The organism is Parabacteroides sp. PF5-9, from assembly GCF_029893105.1.
GTDB lineage: Bacteria > Bacteroidota > Bacteroidia > Bacteroidales > Tannerellaceae > JARXWG01.
Map to the genome: position 1 here is coordinate 188,434 of NZ_JARXWG010000004.1, position 16,163 is coordinate 204,596.

Consider the following 16,163-nt stretch of genomic DNA (forward strand, 5'->3'; position numbering starts at 1 on the left):
AATCATTCTACCCGAATACGTACCACAGTGAAAGCTCTTTTGCTCTCTGGCAAAAAAGTCACAGCTAAAGAGGGGAACTCTATCACAAAAAGTAACGATTTCCGCAAGGTGATCTCTGACCTACGCAAGCAAGGCTGGAATATAGTAGACCTTCGCTTACCGGACAATCGGAAGCTATACTGGTTAGCATCCAATGATCGCCAAGGCGAATTATTCCCGGCGGAGGCGGGTGGTAATGAAGAATAGTTTAGTCTTGTACTTCCAGCAATACGAGGCCATAAAGGGCTTATCACTTGAGGATAAAGGGTTGTTACTTGATGTTGTATTCGGTTATGCAATGAGTGGAGAGATTCCAAGCGATTTGCCCCCATTAGTGAGTATGGCTTTCTCATTTATTCGCACGGCTATGGATATAGATTCAGAGAAGTACGAAAAAAAGTGTGAAAGAAATAAAGAAAACATTCGTAAGCGATGGAACGATTTCAATACGAAGGAATACGATCGTATAGAATCGAATAATTCGAATACGAAACATACCGATACTGATACTGATACTGATATTAATATTGTCGAATCGTTCGATTCAACGAGTGAGTTATCCTTTGATTTTATTTGGAGTTTATATGAGAAAAAAGGAAATAAAAAAACAAGTATAAACCGGTGGAATAAACTTTCGAGTAAAAACAAAAAACTTGCCTTAAATCATATTCCCCTATATGTAAGATCAACTCCTGATAAACGATTCCGGAAAAACTTTGAGGTTTATATCAATCAGGAAGTATGGAACGATGAATTACCAATAAACAAACAACAAAATGAAGCAAAAACAGAAGAACCCCGATATAAATTCGTTACAGCTCCTGCCGAATAGCCTGGAAGCAGAGAAGGCGGTTGTAGGTGCTTTGTTGATTGAAAGTACAGCTATAAACGAAGTAGCAAGTATTTTATCCCCGGAGACGTTCTACGATAGTCGTCATGGAGAGATTTACAGAGCAATTATCACTCTCTATGATAAAGGAGAGAGTATTGACCTTATAACTGTTATGGGAGAATTGACTAAATCCGGCAAGTTAGATGAAGTGGGCGGGCCGGTAATCTTAGCCGAGTTATCCTCTGCAGTTGCTTCATCTTCCCATATCACAGATCACGCCAGGCATCTACACCAGCTCATGTTATCTCGTCAGCTTTCTATTGCTTGTCAGATGATAGCCGTTAAAGCGGCGGATCAGACGCTGGACGTATCGGATACGATAGATGAGGCATTGAAAGAGATTGAAAATATTTCCGGTTCCGCTTGCTACAACATGGTTTCTCACTCTATCGGAGAAGCTGCCTATAAGGCAGTTGAATTGTACAGCAAAAGGAAGTCGCTTGCATTGCAAGGCTTAAAATCCGGTATCGACACAGGTTTAAAAGACTTAAATTTCATAACGAATGGGGGTTGGAAGCCGGGGCAGCTTATTATCCTTGCGGCTCGGCCGGCAATGGGGAAGACGGCGTTAATGCTTCATCTTGCTAAGTCAGCCTCTTTAGCTGGTACTCCTGCAATGATATTTTCACTGGAGATGGATGTACAGGGCTTAACAAGTAGGATGTTGCTATCCGAATGTGACGTAGATTCATATCGTTTAGCCTCTGGAAAATTAACCGACGATGAGGAAATGAAACTTTGCAATGCCTCTGACGCTCTATATTCTTTACCTGTAACCATAGACGACACTCCGAGTATGTCGATGTCGCAAATAAAGATACGTGCCCGTAATGCACAGAAAAAGGACAAATGCAGCATTGTTTTTATCGATTATTTGCAATTGGTCGATATGCGGAGTCAGAACAAGACCTACAACCGAGAACAGGAAGTTACACAGGCCAGCCGTGCAGCTAAGATCATGGCCAAAGAATTAGGCGTTCCTGTTATCTTGCTATCCCAGCTATCCCGCAAGGTAGAGGATCGATCGGATAAGATGCCATTGTTATCTGATCTTCGAGAATCAGGAGCAATCGAACAGGATGCGGATATGGTTCTTTTTATTCATCGCCCGGAATATTACGATGATGCAGCACCTAAAGGTGAAGGTGTTCTGCGGATCGCAAAGCAGCGTGATGGCGCAACCGGTGATATACGCTTTCGGTACAATCATTCTTTGACAAAGATAGCAGATTGTAACAGCAATTTATCTTTTTAGTATGGAATCACCGGATGAAACCAAGTTGCTCCCCTTGCGGATAAACAAGAATACAGTCTTTTACTTCTCCACGAAAGAAAAGCGGCAATCATTCATTGAGCGGTTTTGGGATGAAAAGAAACAGAGCTTTATAATTGAAGGCATTAGGACACAGGTGTCATCCAGTGCGGCCAAGTAGTTTAGTAATAATCATTTAAATAAAACATTATGAGTTTGAATTTTAAGATAACAGGCGACAACGAAGATTTGAAGTGAAAGCTCGCCGAATCACGAAAAGCGATCCAGAACGCCGGCAAAGATGCCAGCGAAACGAGTAAGCAAGTATCAGATCAGATAAAGATTGCAACATCATCGGTAAGCGATTTGCAAAAAGCATTTTTAAAGCTTGGCGGTACGGCTGCTTTTGCCGGATTAGTTCAGCAGGTTATAACTGTTAGAGGAGAGTTTCAGCAGTTGGGCATTGCCTTTGAGACGATGCTCGGCAGCAAAGAAAAAGCGGATACGATGATGGCAGAAATTAAAGAACTTGCATTGTCAACTCCATTTACGATAACAGAGGTAGCAGACAATACGAAGCAGCTTATTGCTATGGGGATCGCAACAGAGAACGTAATGGATACCATGAAAGCTTTGGGCGATGTTGCTGCCGGTGTATCGGTACCAATGTCTCGTATCGCCGTCAATTATGGTCAGGTTTCCGCATTAGGTCGTTTGCAAAGCCGGGAAATACGGGATTTTGCCATGGCCGGCATACCGATTGTTGAGGAGCTGGCGAAAATGTTAGGCAAGACCTCGGCAGAAATTTACGAGATGACCGAAGCCGGGCAGGTAGGTTTTCCTTTAGTAGAGCAAGCCTTCAAGAATATGTCCTCTGAAGGTGGAAAGTTTCACGACATGATGAGGAAAACAAACACCTCACTTACTGGGCAACTTTCCAAATTACAGGATGAATTTAAATTGATGTTTGATGCTATTGGAGAAGCAAATGAAGGTATCATTTATAGTGCAATAGGCACCGCATCTGACCTCGTCGCCAATTATGAAAAAATCGGTAAAATGCTCGTTTCGCTTGTCGCAACCTATGGAGTATACCGGGCAGCCTTAGCTATCGTAATCGCAACAGAAAAAGGCTATACCATTGCACAGTTGGCGAATTACAAAGCTTTACTTATGGTTGAAAAAGCGCAAAAGCTACTCAACGCCACTATGCTAAAGAATCCTTACGTTCTTGCAGCTACTTTGATTATGGGGGTAGTCGCTGCTATGTGGGCGTTACATGATAGTACAACGGCAGCTGAGAAGGCACAAAAACAATTTGCAGACAAAAACCAAGCTATTGTAGATGCTTCCGAACAACGCAAAGAAAGTGCAAAAGAACTGATCGGAATCATTCAGGACGAATCACAGGCTGAAACGGATCGCCTAAAGGCTTATAATGAACTCATCAAGATATATCCTACGCTTTTTAAAGATATTGACATTGAAAAAATAAAGGTAGCTGAACTCACCGGACTTGTTAAATCTTTGAATGAAGAAGAGAGCAAACGATATGGCAAGGAAAAGCAGAGCCAACTAAGCAATTTGTATAAACAGCGAGATTCATTGAATAAGACTATTGAGTCATTAAGCTATTCTCCAAACGGAAACCGTATAATCCGGAAGAAAGAAGCTGAGCAAGACTTAAAAAATGTCGAGTCCCAAATAAAAGCATTGGAGGATGAAAAGAAAGCATTTTTGGAATTGCAGAAACAATCAGGAAAGAAAGAACCTGATTCCATGTATGGCGCAGACTATGAAACCGCCCGTAAAGCATGGGAGAAAGAAAAGGATTTACTTGAATCTATCCAGAAAGACCGTAACAAGTACACAACTAAAGAATACGAATCTGCTGTTGAGAATGAGAAAACCAAACGAGAAGCTTTTGAAAAACTTGGAGGAGTAACTAAAGTTGATACTTCTGCTCAGAAAGAATCCGAACGCTTGGCCAAAGAAAAACTCGATATCGAAAAACGACTAAATGAAGAACTCCTACGCCTCCAACAAGACAATATCCGTGACAACATCGACCTCATGGAAGAAGGCTATGAAAAACGCCTTGCCCTTATCAATAACGAATACGATCGTGAGATAGAAGCTATACGGCAGAAAGAGAAAGAATGGCGTGATGCGCAAGGAGGCAATCTTACTGATGATCAACAAACCGAAATAAAAACCAAAACGTCCAATATTTCCAAAAAACAACTGCAAGAAACTGAGCGGTTGAATAAAGAAATGTTGGATAAGGAACGCCAGTCTTGGATAGACTACAACAAAGAATACGGAAACTATCAAGAGAAGCGCCTTGCTATTACTGAGGATTACGCAAACAGAATAGCCAAAGCAGAAACAGAAGGCGAAAAGTCCATATTGCGAAAGGAAGAGGAAAAAGCACTGCAAGAACTTGAAGCTTCCATGATTGAAAAGTCAGATCTATGGGTAAGGCTATTCGATGATGTACGCAAACAAAGCAACGATTCACTAAAAGAAATAATCTCACAGACACAACACTTGATTGACTACCTTAAAGGAGTTGAAGGCGTTGAAGTGCCTGTAGGATTTGAAGGAATGGATCTTGAATCGCTAAAAGGCGATCTCCCTGCAATTGAAAAGCTGATGCAGGGATTGATAACCAAACGTGATGAACTTAATAAGCGTGATCCTTTTGGCTCGTTGATTGGCGGATTTAAGCAGCTTGGCAAAGCCATTGAAGATGCAAAAGCCAACGGCGGCAAGATAACAGATGCTTTCAAATCTGAAGAAGGCATGGAGGCTCTCGGACAGATCCAAGGCGGCATTAGTGATGTCGGAGGTATGCTTGGAGATATCGGAAACTCCATGAAGGAAGTATTCGGGGAAGGTGCAGCCGAAACCATTGACAATATAACTAAATCCATAGACGGATTAACTAAAGTAGGATCAGGAGCGGCAAAATTGATCGGTGGTGATCTTACCGGGATTGTAGACCTTTTACAAGGGATACCTTCTCTTATATCCGGCATAGGAGGGTTATTCAATGGAAATAATGATGACAAACTCGACAAACAAATTGATCGCTATGAAAAGATCGTCGATCTCTACGATCAGTTAATCGACAAACAGAAAGAATATCTATCTACCCTTACCGGATCAGATGCTTCTAAACAGGCGGAAGAGATAGAAGAGATGATCAAGAATCAATTAAAAGCTGCCGAAAACAGCCTTGCTGCTTGGGGAGATAAGGGAAAGAGTTGGAATCATCATTCATTTGCACATAGGGTTGTTAGAGATTTAGGAAAGGATCTTGGTATTACTTCCTTTGAAGACCTTTTCGATTGGGATGCCGCCAAGTGGGAGGAACTGCAAAAAAACATAGAACTATGGGAAAAGCTTCCTGATGAAGTTGCTGCTTACGGCCAGGCTGTTATTGAAGCAAAAGACAGCACGGATGATCTTGGTGAGGCACTTAAAGAGGCTGTAACAGGCGTTTCGTTCGACACATTAAAAGATAGTTTGGATGATATTGTCACTCAAGCCGACATGACATTTGATGATATAGCTAACTCGTTTGAGGATCACATGAGTAAGGCTGTGCTTAAGATGGTTAAGAGTCAGTATTTGACTAACGAACTAAAGAAATGGTATGATCAATTTACCGATGCAGCAAAAAGCGACGACGAGATAACAGCAGCCGAAGCAGATGCTTTAAGAAAGTACTACACTCAGATAGCCGAGAAGGGCAATGACCTTTATAAACAAGCTATGGAGTTGGCTAATATTGATATTACCGACAAGGACGGATCTTCATCTGATAACACCCTAAAGGGAGCATACACTAAAGCAGACCAACAAAGCATTGATCTTCTTGCCGGCCAGACCGGTGCCGCTCGTGTTGTCCTCGAAGATATACGCCGCATGATGGATGTATCCGGATCAGATGGGCAAGTACAACATCTTTCTGGTATGGAAAATACTATGGCCGCTATCCGTGATATGCAAATGAAAGGCTGGGAAGACGTCAGAATCATCAAAGAATTGAGCCAGAGATTAGAGCAAAGCAGCAGCATGATCGCTAATAATACAGAAATACTTAATCAAATATCGGAAAGGATCGCCGGAAGCACAGAAAGAACAGCCGACAGGCTAAATAACCCGATAGAGGTAAAAATGAAAGGCGGAGGTTTAGGGCTTTGACAGGTAAAGTTTATAGATTTCACACATGAATACTAACAATTTTAAATTAAAAAAATGAGAAAAAAAGAAGTAACAGAATTTAGTGTGCGCAATGTTGGCACGGCCATAAATGTAGCATCTAAGGATGTGACTCATCCGCTAACACGTGCAGAAGCGGAGTTATTAGGCAATCATTTACGATGGCTTTTAAGTCAAGACGTTGATGTTAAAGAGTTTAATGTATTGATACAAGGGCAACCGTATGTCATAACCCGGGAGAATGCCTATGATATGTTTATACCATTGAAAAGAATGTTTAATGTTTAATTTTTAATAGTTATTTAATTATGAGAACTTTAGAAGAAATTCAGAACGATTTGAAAAGCAAACAAGAATGCTATGAGATTCTTGTTAATTACGCAACGAAGAAAGGTGATGAGTTGCCTAATGGAATGTCAGCATTGCACGAGCAATTAAGATATTGCCGTTTAATTCAGGAATTAAAATGGGAAGAGGCACAGGCTTTGGCTTTGTCGGATGATGAAATTATAGCCATAGCACGTGGGGAGGAGTATCTCACGGATGAGGAGAAAGAAGAGCGTAAGGTACACGAACGTGATGCACGCAACTTGTTTAACCCGGACGGAGATATTACAGAGGAAATAAAAGAGATTGCGAGAATGAGTAAGTAGTTGCACCCACCCGCTCCACTTTTGCAAATAACGCTTTAGGTGGAGCGGGGTAATAATTATAATTATGGCAGTAATATGTACAAGGTGTAGAAATTACAAGAAAACATTTGATGAGTATGACGGCTGGTGCTGGCGGTGTGCAGCTCGATACTGGTATATTATCTTGCCAGAGTGCAGGATGCCCTACGAGATAGAGGAAGTGATCCGCAAAGGAGAATGTGAGTTTTTTATTGACAAAAACGATTTTTTCTAAAATAGAATGATTTAGATATGGGAAGAACAAAAGGGACACCAAAGACGGGCGGACGAACCAAAGGGAAACCTAACAAGGTTACGGCAGACATAAAAGAGTTTTTTGCAAAGGTTCTAACAAAGAACCAAAAGCTATTGGAGGAAGATTTTAAGGAGATGGAGGCAGCGGACAGATGGCGCATTGCCGAGAAGTTGGCGCAATACGTTATACCAAAACAACGAGCTGTTGAAACTACAATCAACTTTGAACAGTTGTCAGATGAGCAACTGGATAGCGTAATCAATGAATTGACAAAAAACTTGGATGATGAATAGTGAAAATACCCCCATAGATAAAGAAGTGAAAATAATGCTTCTTAAAGTATTGAAAAAGGGTTACTTCTCAACTGGTGATTTGAATTTGCTGCGTGCTAAGATAGGCTTTGAACCTATGCTTATAGAAGTTATTGACAGCCGAGATAAAGTAGACCATGAAGAAGATACCTATTAACGTACAACAACGGAAAGAGCTGCTTTCCGGACTGGCTAATAGTGTGCTTTATCTTGAAATAATACCAGAGTTGGCAGCAATGTTTCCAAAGACGATAGCATGGTTTAAGCGATGGAGCGAGATGCCGAGTTTAGAGCAAACAGATTGCAGGCCTTATATTGAACTCGACCGTTCCGGTAAGGTTGCTGTTTTGAAAGCTCTGCATTTTGGTGTTATCAATTTATCGGCCTTTGAGCAGATTGCCGAGAAAGAAGAACGCAGGGAGCGTTTTTTAGAGATGATGATACGGGTGAGTAGCCGTAAGGAGGTTGTCTAAATGGTAGCCTCTTTACACTACACGAAATGTAAGATATTCAAATGCAGAGTTACTGTGTTGAAAACCTCCATTATGTTAAAGTAACAAAAACGTTACATATTCTCTTGGTTTATTGAAACAAAAACGTTACATTTGCAGTGTTAAGTTAAAGTTCTTTCAGATTATGAAGTATTCAGAACTGATTGCAGAATTAAAAGCTGCAGGTTGTTTTCTTGTACGGCATGGAAGCAAGCATGATATGTGGTTCAGTCCGATCACCGGAAAGAGATTTCCGGTACCACGGCACGCCAGTCATGAAGTTGCCAAAAGTACGGAAAAATCAATCAGGAAGTTGGCGGGGATTTAATCCCTGCCTTTCTTCCGGGTGATGAGTCTCATAATTTTGAACTTTAACTTTGCATTAAATGGATAAGAATATGAAAGTAGTTTTTGTTATTGAAAAGGCCTCGGATGGTTTTTACTCTTGCTATACAGATCAAGAGTTTGAAGGGTTTGGATTGTTTGGTTATGGGGATTCGGTCGAAGAAGCAAAAGCTGATTTGCAGAAAGCCTATGACGAAATAAAAGAAATGAATGCGGAAGACGGCAAAGAAACGCCTGTTATTGAGTTTGAATGGAAATATGATCTCCAATCATTCTTTAATTACTTTACAATTCTGAATGTCTCCGAGTTGGCACGCAAAACAGGCATTAACCCCTCGTTGCTCCGTCGATATAAAAACGGACTGGCACAGGCAAGTGAAAAGCAGTACGGCAAGATAATGGCCAGCGTTCATGCTATAGGAAACGAATTAGCAGCAGCTAAATTCTGAATAGTATCATCAGATACAAATTTAACTTAACAAAAGAAAAGGGTCGCATAATAGCGATCCTTTTTGTTTTATTCCTTCTCCTTTATCTCTAATGTAGTTCCACACTTAGGGCATAAGGAAATTTTATTCCTCACCAGGAGGTGCCTTTAATTTTTCTCGTTTGAAAGTGCAAATCGTTTTGTAGCAGATTTTATCACTCACTCTTAATTCTATCCACTTTACATTGACTAACTCCCAGCCTCTATCACCGGCAAAATTTAATCTCATTTTAAACTCGACTTCATCAGTATAGTCGATCTCATCAACAATATACTGGTATTGTTTTTTGAAGTATTCGCTTTTCATATTTTCACTCCTTCCCTATCTTTATCTTCCCACCACAGTACGGGCAGTTCACTACATCTTTAGCTGGTTGCTCGAAGAGGTCAGACATTGAAACTCCTAATGCAGTAGCTATTTTTTGTAATGTGTCTAATGTAGGATTACCATTTTCACCTAATGCCCGACTTAGGCTTGTTTGAGTTGTGCCTATTTGTTCTGCAATAGCACTAATAGTTACTCCTTTCTCTTTACACAGATCTTTAATTCTTGTACTCATCATTATGTCTTTTATGTTATATCACAAAAGTAATAGAATAACACCTATAAATAGCATGAAAGATATAAAATAATGTTAAATATAGCTTTCATGGTAAAAATAGTTGACAAAACACTTGTGTAATTATATCTTATAGGCTATATTTGCAGTATAGAAAAGAACATAAAAGATATAATCATGACAACAACATCAAAAATAAGCAAGAGAGACGTAATGAACCGGGCTTGGAAAATCTACAAAGGTAAGTACAAATATTCTGACAGTTTCGCTGAATGCCTTCGTAGAGCTTGGGAAGTAGAAAAGGAATACGTTATCTACCGGGCAGAACAGGCAGCTATCGAAGCAGAGAAAGAAAGATTAGCTAAGTGGCAAGCGTCTGAAGAGTATAAAGTAGCAATGGAAAACCTGCCAAAAGCTAACCTTTACGACTACTATCACGGTGAAGGTTCACGGTATCGTTATTTCGGAGATTAATCCCCCGTCACGGGATTTCCCGCATCGCATGAAATATAAACACTTAAATACAAAGAGCAATGAGTTCACAATTTAAAAATCAAATGAGAGAGGTTATGAGTTTGGCATGGCGTTTATTCCGGGTAACAGGCGAAGCCTTTGCAGATTGCCTGCGTAAAGCGTGGGCTAATTTTAAGCTGGCAGCAGCTATGAGAACCGGCATTGTAAAGTTCTATTACCAAAAGGTAAACGGTGAGGTTAGACAGGCTTTCGGCACTCTGTCCGACAAGTATATCAATCACGAAGCGAAAGGCTCACAGAGGGCAAAGAATGACCTGCTGTTTACTTACTGGGATACGGAGAAACAGGCGTTTCGCTCATTCAAGAGATTTAACATTCAAACAGTATAATCATGGTACGTGAAATTGACGGCGATGTCCTTATTGACATGGAAGGCGCAGACAGAGACAGTGTAAAGTATTTAAGAGAAGGGCTTATTAGCCTCATGGCTGATATCGCAGCTGATAATGTAGGATCGAATGGACTTAACTGTTTGGCTTGGATCATACGAGAATTAAAAGACGAATGAAAACACTACTATTCACACTGGAGCCGGGCGACCGGTTCCGGTTTTCAAACGATAACACCGTCTATGAGTTCTATATTTTGGATATAAGCGAAGAAAACGGCATTGAGGTAGTCTACCTACATTTGGCAAACAATAAGCGTTATATCCGCAAAGGAATAGGCGCAATGACAGAAATAGTATTAATTAATTAAAAGTAAAATTATGACAACAGTAGAAGAGTTCGGTTACAACCCGGTTTTGAAAGAGATAACAGAGCAACTCAAAGAGCAAAAGGAATGGATCATGGAATACTTAGGCGATTATGCAAAGACTCATCCTGCAACGACAATGGCAGGCGTTATGAATGAGATAGAGGGCAGCTATGACGCAATAGCGCTGCACATCGCTGAGATTGTTTCTTTTGAATTCAAAGAAAACGTGTTTTATAATGAGAACAAGAAGTAATAAACAACAAAAGCAAATAGTAATGAACAAGCAAATAATAGTAAAAGACAACGCACATTTACCTCAAATGTCAAGCAAGATAAGTATTGAGGAATTGAACGAGCTTCTTGTGAAGAGGGCTAAAGCACTTAGCGAGTATGTAAGGACCAAGCGGCAAGGTTTCCATACCAGTGATATTTTATCCCCGATGTGCTATAATGAGTATTCAATATTTCAAAATATAGACAGTCTTTTATCGTGCTATGGTAGTACATTGGCGGCTGCATTGTTCTGCGAGAAAGAATACGTAAAAATTCATGCAAATTTTGAGGCTTTGAGTAGCATTGTTCAAAGCGAAAAGCTTTTAATCTTTGACTTTTTGTCTGAAAACGGATTGGCTGATAAATTCAACGAATATGTAAAAAGTAAGGAATAACAGAAGAAAATACAGACATGAATGAACGTATAAGCAATGCAGAGAGTTTATTGGATGCGATATTATTCGCTACCAATGACAAGACATATGGCCAACGAGAGGCCGCTACGATAGTAGGAGGTATGGGTCGGTTGATTAAACTCATAGAAAATGGATGTATTCGTGCAGAAAAAAAATCTAATACGCAAAACGGAAAGTGGTATTGCAACGCATCCGATGTCCTCCGACATGCGGTTCCATATCGTAGAACAAGACGATCTCCGAATAAAGTTAAATAATAACATAAACACGTATATCATTGTAATGTTGCATAGACAGGATGCCCCCCCCGGATTTCAGTTGAGGTTCGGGGGATTTTTAAGTTTGTTTTTCTGTTTTTATACTTACAAAGAAGACTAAAGCCCCAACAAATATAGGGTAGAGTGTAAACCAAGTGTAAACCGCAAAGAAAAAGCACCTACGAAATATTATCGTAAGTGTCTTATAATCAATCCGTCGGGATGACAGGATTTGAGCCTGCGACCACACGCCCCCCCCAGAAGTATGTTGTTTGTTTGTATTATTTTATATCTAATTGTAATACAGAGATATAGGTATTTGCATCGTCTTTGCATTTTACTCTTATATGGCTTCTTTTGTATCTATTTTCCTTGAAAACGTCAGTAAAACATCAGTAGTTTTTTCTATATTAATTATCTGATATTTTGTTGTTTATATTCTGATTTTATTCCCTATTTTTGCAAAACGTCAGTAATTTCAGAGAATATGAAATATGTATCGTTTAAAATGTGGGTGGCCGATAAGTACAAATATAAGGATGGATATGCCATCTGGTTAGTCGTACGCAAGGAGAACAAAAGAAAAGTTATGGCTCTTGGCATATATGCTGAAGCTCACCAGTGGGACAACAAAACGGAAAGATTTATCACAGACAAGAGGGTTATGAGTTTACATCCGGACCGGGTATTTCTAAATGACTGGATAACCCAGAAAAAAGCCGAAATACTAAAGATACTTTCAACCTTTGAACAAAATAAAATAGACTGGACTCCTAACCAATTTGAAAGAGAGTTCTTCCATTACTCAAGCAAAGGTAATGTCAAAGACTATTTTGATTCTCTAATTACAACCCTCAAAGATACTAATCACTTTGGCAATGCAGCCTGCTATGCAAGGACGATGCATCTTCTTGAATTATTTGATAATAAGTTTGCAACAAGGCTCTTCCCAGAGATAGATATTAAATATGTGAAAGCATTTGATGTCTTTCTACAAAAGAGAGGTTGTGCAGGGAATACACGCAAATATTATTTCAAAGCCCTTAGAGCTTGCTTAAACAAGGCTATACAAGACAAGGAAGCGTCTGAAAGCACATATCCTTTTGGCAAAGGAGGCTTCAATATATCATCATTGGAAGAGGAAACTGCCAAGCGCTACTTGCCCATCGATTATTTGGAAAAACTGAAAACGACAGAAATGAAGAGTTCTACGCATGAAATGACTCGTCGCTTGTTTCTTTTCACTTACTATTGTTACGGTATTTCATTTATGGACGCAGCCCTACTGACTAAAGATAATATAGTGCGATACAACGGTGGAACTTACCTTGTCTATAAACGTCATAAAACTAAAGAGGCAAAAAAGGTAAAACCCATTCAAATAAAAATAACTGATACCATACAAGGATTATTTGACTGGTTTATGTCTAATACCGTTCTAATTGGAGATTACCTGCTCCCCATTATTTCAAAGGAAGGCTATAAGGGTGAACAGTTATACAATCATATCCGGAGTAGATTTAGCCGCAACAACAAGAATCTTAAAAACTTGGCTACTGCTTTAGAGATTACAGATATGAAACTAACCAGCTACGTGAGCCGCCATACCATGGCGATGACTCTTCAGGATAATCAGATTCCAAGAGAAGTTATCTCTCAGATATTGGGACATAGTGATCTTGCCACTACTAACACCTATTTAGATAGCTTTGCAACGAGCGTGATTGATGAAGCTGCAAAAGTGTTGTGATGTGATTAGAAATGCTTAAATTGCCAAACATTTATACAAGTAACAGATAATGGAATTTTCGCAAAACAAAATAACTAAAGATTATACAGCCCTTCTTGCTGAAATAAAGCAACAGGTAAAACACTCTCAACTGAAAGCTATTGTTTCAGCTAATGGTCAAATGCTCTATATGTATTGGTACATAGGGAATGGCATATTGACAATGCAACAACAACAAGGTTGGGGCACAAAGGTTATTGAGCAGTTGGCAAAAGACCTGAAGGCGGAATTTCCAGAGCAAAAAGGTTTCTCTATGCGGAATTTGAAGTATATGCGAAAGTTTGCCCAAGAATATTCTGCCGAATTCATGCAGCAACTTGCAGCTCAAAACCAATATAACCAGCAAGATATAATTGTGCAGACAGTGTCTGCACAATTTGAATCCTTATTTGTGCAGACACCTCTTGCACAAATAAGCTGGTCACATCATATTGCGTTGATGGATAAAGTCAAAGAAATAGAAGAAAGATTGTGGTATATCAGGTCAAGCATACAGGATGGATGGAGTTTAAGTGTTCTGGAAATGCAAATAGAGACAGGATTATATAAGCGGCAGGTAGAAGCGAAAAAGATCACAAATTTCAAAGCGACTCTCCCGACTACTCAATCAGACTTTGCCGAACAAATACTTAAAGATCCCTATATCTTCGACTTTGTTACCATTAAAGGAAAAATGGATGAAAGAAACATCGAAGACCAACTTTGCACTCACATCACAAAGTTTTTACTGGAGTTAGGACAAGGTTTTTCCTTTATAGGAAGACAGTATCACATAAATGTTGGCGACCAAGATTTTTACATAGATCTACTATTCTATCACATCCGGCTAAGGTGTTATGTAGTTATTGAGTTGAAAGCTGTCGCATTTACGCCGGCACAAACAGGTCAATTAAACTTTTACATCAACGCAGTCGATAAAACCTTAAAGACAGAGTCTGATCACCCAACAATAGGTTTGTTATTGTGTAAATCAAAGAATGAGGTGGTTGCCGAATATGCCTTAGGTGGGATTAACACTCCTATGGGTGTGGCTGACTTTACATTGTCTAAGGCTATCCCAGAAGAGTTGAAATCAACACTGCCAAGTATTGAGGATTTAGAAAAGGAACTTGAAGATATATAACCAATGCCTCGCCGCAAGAAGATAACCATAAAAGCAAAGGATACCGCTATCTTTGGGCAACTCATTGAAGAATTATCTAAAGACCTGGAGTTGGCGGCTGATTATGATATGGACTCCATCGAGATCACTATCACAAAAAAATACCAACCCTATATACAGGATGTAGACAAAGCTATATCTAACCTTCAACACTACTATGCTGCCAATGGGAATTTTATAGAAAAATTTAATGGTAAGCCTATTATTTCCAAATACCTTTTAGCCAAAATGATGAAAGTTTCACGTCCCACTGTAGACCAATGGATAGAAAAGGGATTTATCTCTCAGTATGTTATACCAGGCATAAATATAACCAGCTTTGATTTAGACGATGTTATCGAGCAGCTTCGCAAACAAAAACAATAAAAAACTAAATTTTTTTTTGACTTTACATAGTGGTGACAAATACGGACTACTGGGGACTTCTAAACCTTTTTCCCTTTTATATAGCCACTTATGTCCTACCTATGGCGCTTTTATCTCCACTTATTGCACTGTTTGTCTTACCTATGTAAACTGATTTTCAGTTTTATAACTATTTGTATCTGCCTTTTCTTTGTTGCACTGATCAGTTAATAACGCTATGACGATAGCAAGGTATTAACAAATAAAACAATGTGTTATGAAGAATATTATTGTAACAACGTCCGAGGAATTAAGGGCGATCATCAGCGAAGAGGTATCAAAAGTGTTTCCGGCAGCAACTACATCTAAAGAACTACCTGATACAATAACGCTGGATACTGCAGTTCAAGTGCTTGAAGAGTATGGGTTCCCTACTTCAAAGGCGAAAATCTATAAACTTACATCTGCCGGAACCATGCCTTTCCGCAAGTATGGGAATAAGCTCATATTCTCTCGAATAGAACTATTGGACTGGGCAGAGCAACAGGTTAAATCTCCTCATGATCCATCTAATGTTATCGAGAGTATAAACAGAAATGTAATGCGCAAAAGACAAGGAGGACTCTGACCATGAAAGAAAAAGAAAGCGCAGCAGAAAAGTTTCTAAGGGTTGGCACCACGCTGTATAAAACTGTGTATCGTCCTCTTATTAGTGGCGATTATATCGAAGAAAAGATCCCATGGAGTTATGAAACACTTCGGCAGGACTATGGCAAGAACAATCTGCCGGAGATAGATAAGTATGATGGATTTTGTATTATACCTGATCATATCGACTATAAACAGGTACATGGGAAATATCTTAATCAGTATGAACCCATTAATCATACCCCAACAGCAGGGGACTTTCCGTATATCCGTTCATTCCTAACACATATTTTCGGAGAACAACTGGAGCTGGGCTTGGACTACCTGCAGATTCTCTACATGAAACCGACACAAATGCTTCCTATCTTATTACTGGTATCCAACGAACGGAATACTGGCAAGACGACATTTCTTCGTTTCTTAAAGATGATCTTCGGGAAGAATGCCACCTTTAATTCAAACGAGGATTTCCGCAGCCAGTTTAACGCAGACTGGGCACACAGGTT

General features: G+C 39.6%; 24 protein-coding genes and 1 pseudogene. 23 read left to right on the forward strand and 2 right to left on the reverse strand.

Translation table 11 applies throughout. The features are described 5' to 3' along the window. Window positions 1-27: 27 nt before the first annotated feature. The 11 genes from M2135_RS03990 to M2135_RS04040 all read left to right on the forward strand — a co-directional run bounded on the left by M2135_RS03990 (window position 28) and on the right by M2135_RS04040 (window position 8,936). Window positions 28-246: an AbrB family transcriptional regulator gene (locus M2135_RS03990; protein ID WP_280747310.1), complete on the forward strand. Its 219-nt coding sequence runs from the start codon at window positions 28-30 to the stop codon at window positions 244-246. Next, complete coding sequence (locus M2135_RS03995) at window positions 236-871, forward strand: DUF6291 domain-containing protein (RefSeq protein WP_280747311.1); 636 nt, start codon at window positions 236-238, stop codon at window positions 869-871. Before M2135_RS03990 ends, M2135_RS03995 begins: the two co-directional genes overlap by 11 nt. Next, complete coding sequence (gene dnaB, locus M2135_RS04000; RefSeq protein WP_280747312.1) at window positions 816-2,186, forward strand: replicative DNA helicase; 1,371 nt, start codon at window positions 816-818, stop codon at window positions 2,184-2,186. Before M2135_RS03995 ends, dnaB begins: the two co-directional genes overlap by 56 nt. Before the next feature lie 363 nt (window positions 2,187-2,549). Next, entirely contained in the window at window positions 2,550-6,395 is a 3,846-nt protein-coding gene (locus tag M2135_RS04005) for a tape measure protein (RefSeq protein ID WP_280747313.1), read from the forward strand. Window positions 6,396-6,479: 84 nt separating this feature from the next. Next, window positions 6,480-6,701, forward strand: coding sequence for a hypothetical protein (locus M2135_RS04010; protein WP_280747314.1), 222 nt, complete (start codon window positions 6,480-6,482; stop codon window positions 6,699-6,701). A 20-nt stretch (window positions 6,702-6,721) separates the two neighbouring features. Then, entirely contained in the window at window positions 6,722-7,066 is a 345-nt protein-coding gene (locus M2135_RS04015; RefSeq protein ID WP_280747315.1) for a hypothetical protein, read from the forward strand. A 270-nt stretch (window positions 7,067-7,336) separates the two neighbouring features. Then, the gene (locus tag M2135_RS04020; protein WP_280747316.1) at window positions 7,337-7,633 is read left to right on the forward strand and encodes a hypothetical protein; all 297 of its coding nucleotides are present in this window, start codon (window positions 7,337-7,339) and stop codon (window positions 7,631-7,633) included. Continuing rightward, a complete protein-coding gene (locus tag M2135_RS04025) occupies window positions 7,623-7,808 on the forward strand; it encodes a hypothetical protein (protein ID WP_280747317.1) in 186 nt (61 codons plus the stop codon). Before M2135_RS04020 ends, M2135_RS04025 begins: the two co-directional genes overlap by 11 nt. Then, window positions 7,789-8,124, forward strand: coding sequence for a hypothetical protein (locus tag M2135_RS04030; protein WP_280747318.1), 336 nt, complete (start codon window positions 7,789-7,791; stop codon window positions 8,122-8,124). Before M2135_RS04025 ends, M2135_RS04030 begins: the two co-directional genes overlap by 20 nt. 163 nt (window positions 8,125-8,287) lie before the next feature. Continuing rightward, window positions 8,288-8,470, forward strand: coding sequence for a type II toxin-antitoxin system HicA family toxin (locus tag M2135_RS04035; protein ID WP_280747319.1), 183 nt, complete (start codon window positions 8,288-8,290; stop codon window positions 8,468-8,470). Between the two features lie 70 nt (window positions 8,471-8,540). Next, a complete protein-coding gene (locus M2135_RS04040; protein ID WP_280747320.1) occupies window positions 8,541-8,936 on the forward strand; it encodes a pilus assembly protein HicB in 396 nt (131 codons plus the stop codon). A gap of 123 nt (window positions 8,937-9,059) precedes the next feature. Here M2135_RS04040 and M2135_RS04045 read toward each other — a convergent pair whose 3' ends face one another. After that, window positions 9,060-9,281: a hypothetical protein gene (locus M2135_RS04045; protein WP_280747321.1), complete on the reverse strand. Its 222-nt coding sequence runs from the start codon at window positions 9,279-9,281 to the stop codon at window positions 9,060-9,062. Window positions 9,282-9,285: 4 nt separating this feature from the next. Next, window positions 9,286-9,534, reverse strand: coding sequence for a helix-turn-helix transcriptional regulator (locus M2135_RS04050; protein WP_280747322.1), 249 nt, complete (start codon window positions 9,532-9,534; stop codon window positions 9,286-9,288). Between the two features lie 177 nt (window positions 9,535-9,711). Between M2135_RS04050 and M2135_RS04055 the strand changes: the two genes are divergently transcribed. The 12 genes and pseudogenes from M2135_RS04055 to M2135_RS04110 form a co-directional block, all read left to right on the forward strand. Continuing rightward, the gene (locus M2135_RS04055; RefSeq protein ID WP_280747323.1) at window positions 9,712-10,008 is read left to right on the forward strand and encodes a hypothetical protein; all 297 of its coding nucleotides are present in this window, start codon (window positions 9,712-9,714) and stop codon (window positions 10,006-10,008) included. 59 nt (window positions 10,009-10,067) lie between these two features. Beyond that, on the forward strand, window positions 10,068-10,397 hold the full coding sequence (locus M2135_RS04060) for an SH3 beta-barrel fold-containing protein (RefSeq protein ID WP_280747324.1): 330 nt from the start codon (window positions 10,068-10,070) through the stop codon (window positions 10,395-10,397). Between the two features lie 2 nt (window positions 10,398-10,399). Then, complete coding sequence (locus tag M2135_RS04065; protein WP_280747325.1) at window positions 10,400-10,576, forward strand: hypothetical protein; 177 nt, start codon at window positions 10,400-10,402, stop codon at window positions 10,574-10,576. After that, window positions 10,573-10,767 carry a hypothetical protein gene (locus tag M2135_RS04070; RefSeq protein WP_280747326.1) on the forward strand — a complete coding sequence of 65 codons (195 nt, stop codon included), beginning with the start codon at window positions 10,573-10,575 and terminating at the stop codon, window positions 10,765-10,767. The genes M2135_RS04065 and M2135_RS04070 overlap by 4 nt, the downstream gene beginning before the upstream one ends. A 10-nt stretch (window positions 10,768-10,777) precedes the next feature. Further along, window positions 10,778-11,020, forward strand: a complete 243-nt coding sequence (locus M2135_RS04075; protein ID WP_280747327.1) for a hypothetical protein — start codon at window positions 10,778-10,780, stop codon at window positions 11,018-11,020. Continuing rightward, on the forward strand, window positions 11,004-11,435 hold the full coding sequence (locus M2135_RS04080; protein ID WP_280747328.1) for a hypothetical protein: 432 nt from the start codon (window positions 11,004-11,006) through the stop codon (window positions 11,433-11,435). The genes M2135_RS04075 and M2135_RS04080 overlap by 17 nt, the downstream gene beginning before the upstream one ends. 17 nt (window positions 11,436-11,452) lie before the next feature. After that, a complete protein-coding gene (locus M2135_RS04085; protein WP_280747329.1) occupies window positions 11,453-11,713 on the forward strand; it encodes a hypothetical protein in 261 nt (86 codons plus the stop codon). Window positions 11,714-12,200: 487 nt separating this feature from the next. Further along, window positions 12,201-13,463, forward strand: coding sequence for a site-specific integrase (locus M2135_RS04090; RefSeq protein WP_280747330.1), 1,263 nt, complete (start codon window positions 12,201-12,203; stop codon window positions 13,461-13,463). Between the two features lie 49 nt (window positions 13,464-13,512). Beyond that, window positions 13,513-14,625, forward strand: coding sequence for a PDDEXK nuclease domain-containing protein (locus M2135_RS04095; protein WP_280747331.1), 1,113 nt, complete (start codon window positions 13,513-13,515; stop codon window positions 14,623-14,625). A gap of 3 nt (window positions 14,626-14,628) precedes the next feature. Further along, window positions 14,629-15,030 carry a hypothetical protein gene (locus M2135_RS04100; protein WP_280747332.1) on the forward strand — a complete coding sequence of 134 codons (402 nt, stop codon included), beginning with the start codon at window positions 14,629-14,631 and terminating at the stop codon, window positions 15,028-15,030. A gap of 256 nt (window positions 15,031-15,286) precedes the next feature. Continuing rightward, window positions 15,287-15,637: a helix-turn-helix domain-containing protein gene (locus tag M2135_RS04105; RefSeq protein WP_280747333.1), complete on the forward strand. Its 351-nt coding sequence runs from the start codon at window positions 15,287-15,289 to the stop codon at window positions 15,635-15,637. 2 nt (window positions 15,638-15,639) lie between these two features. Next, window positions 15,640-16,163: pseudogene (locus M2135_RS04110) on the forward strand (helicase); the annotation flags it as partial.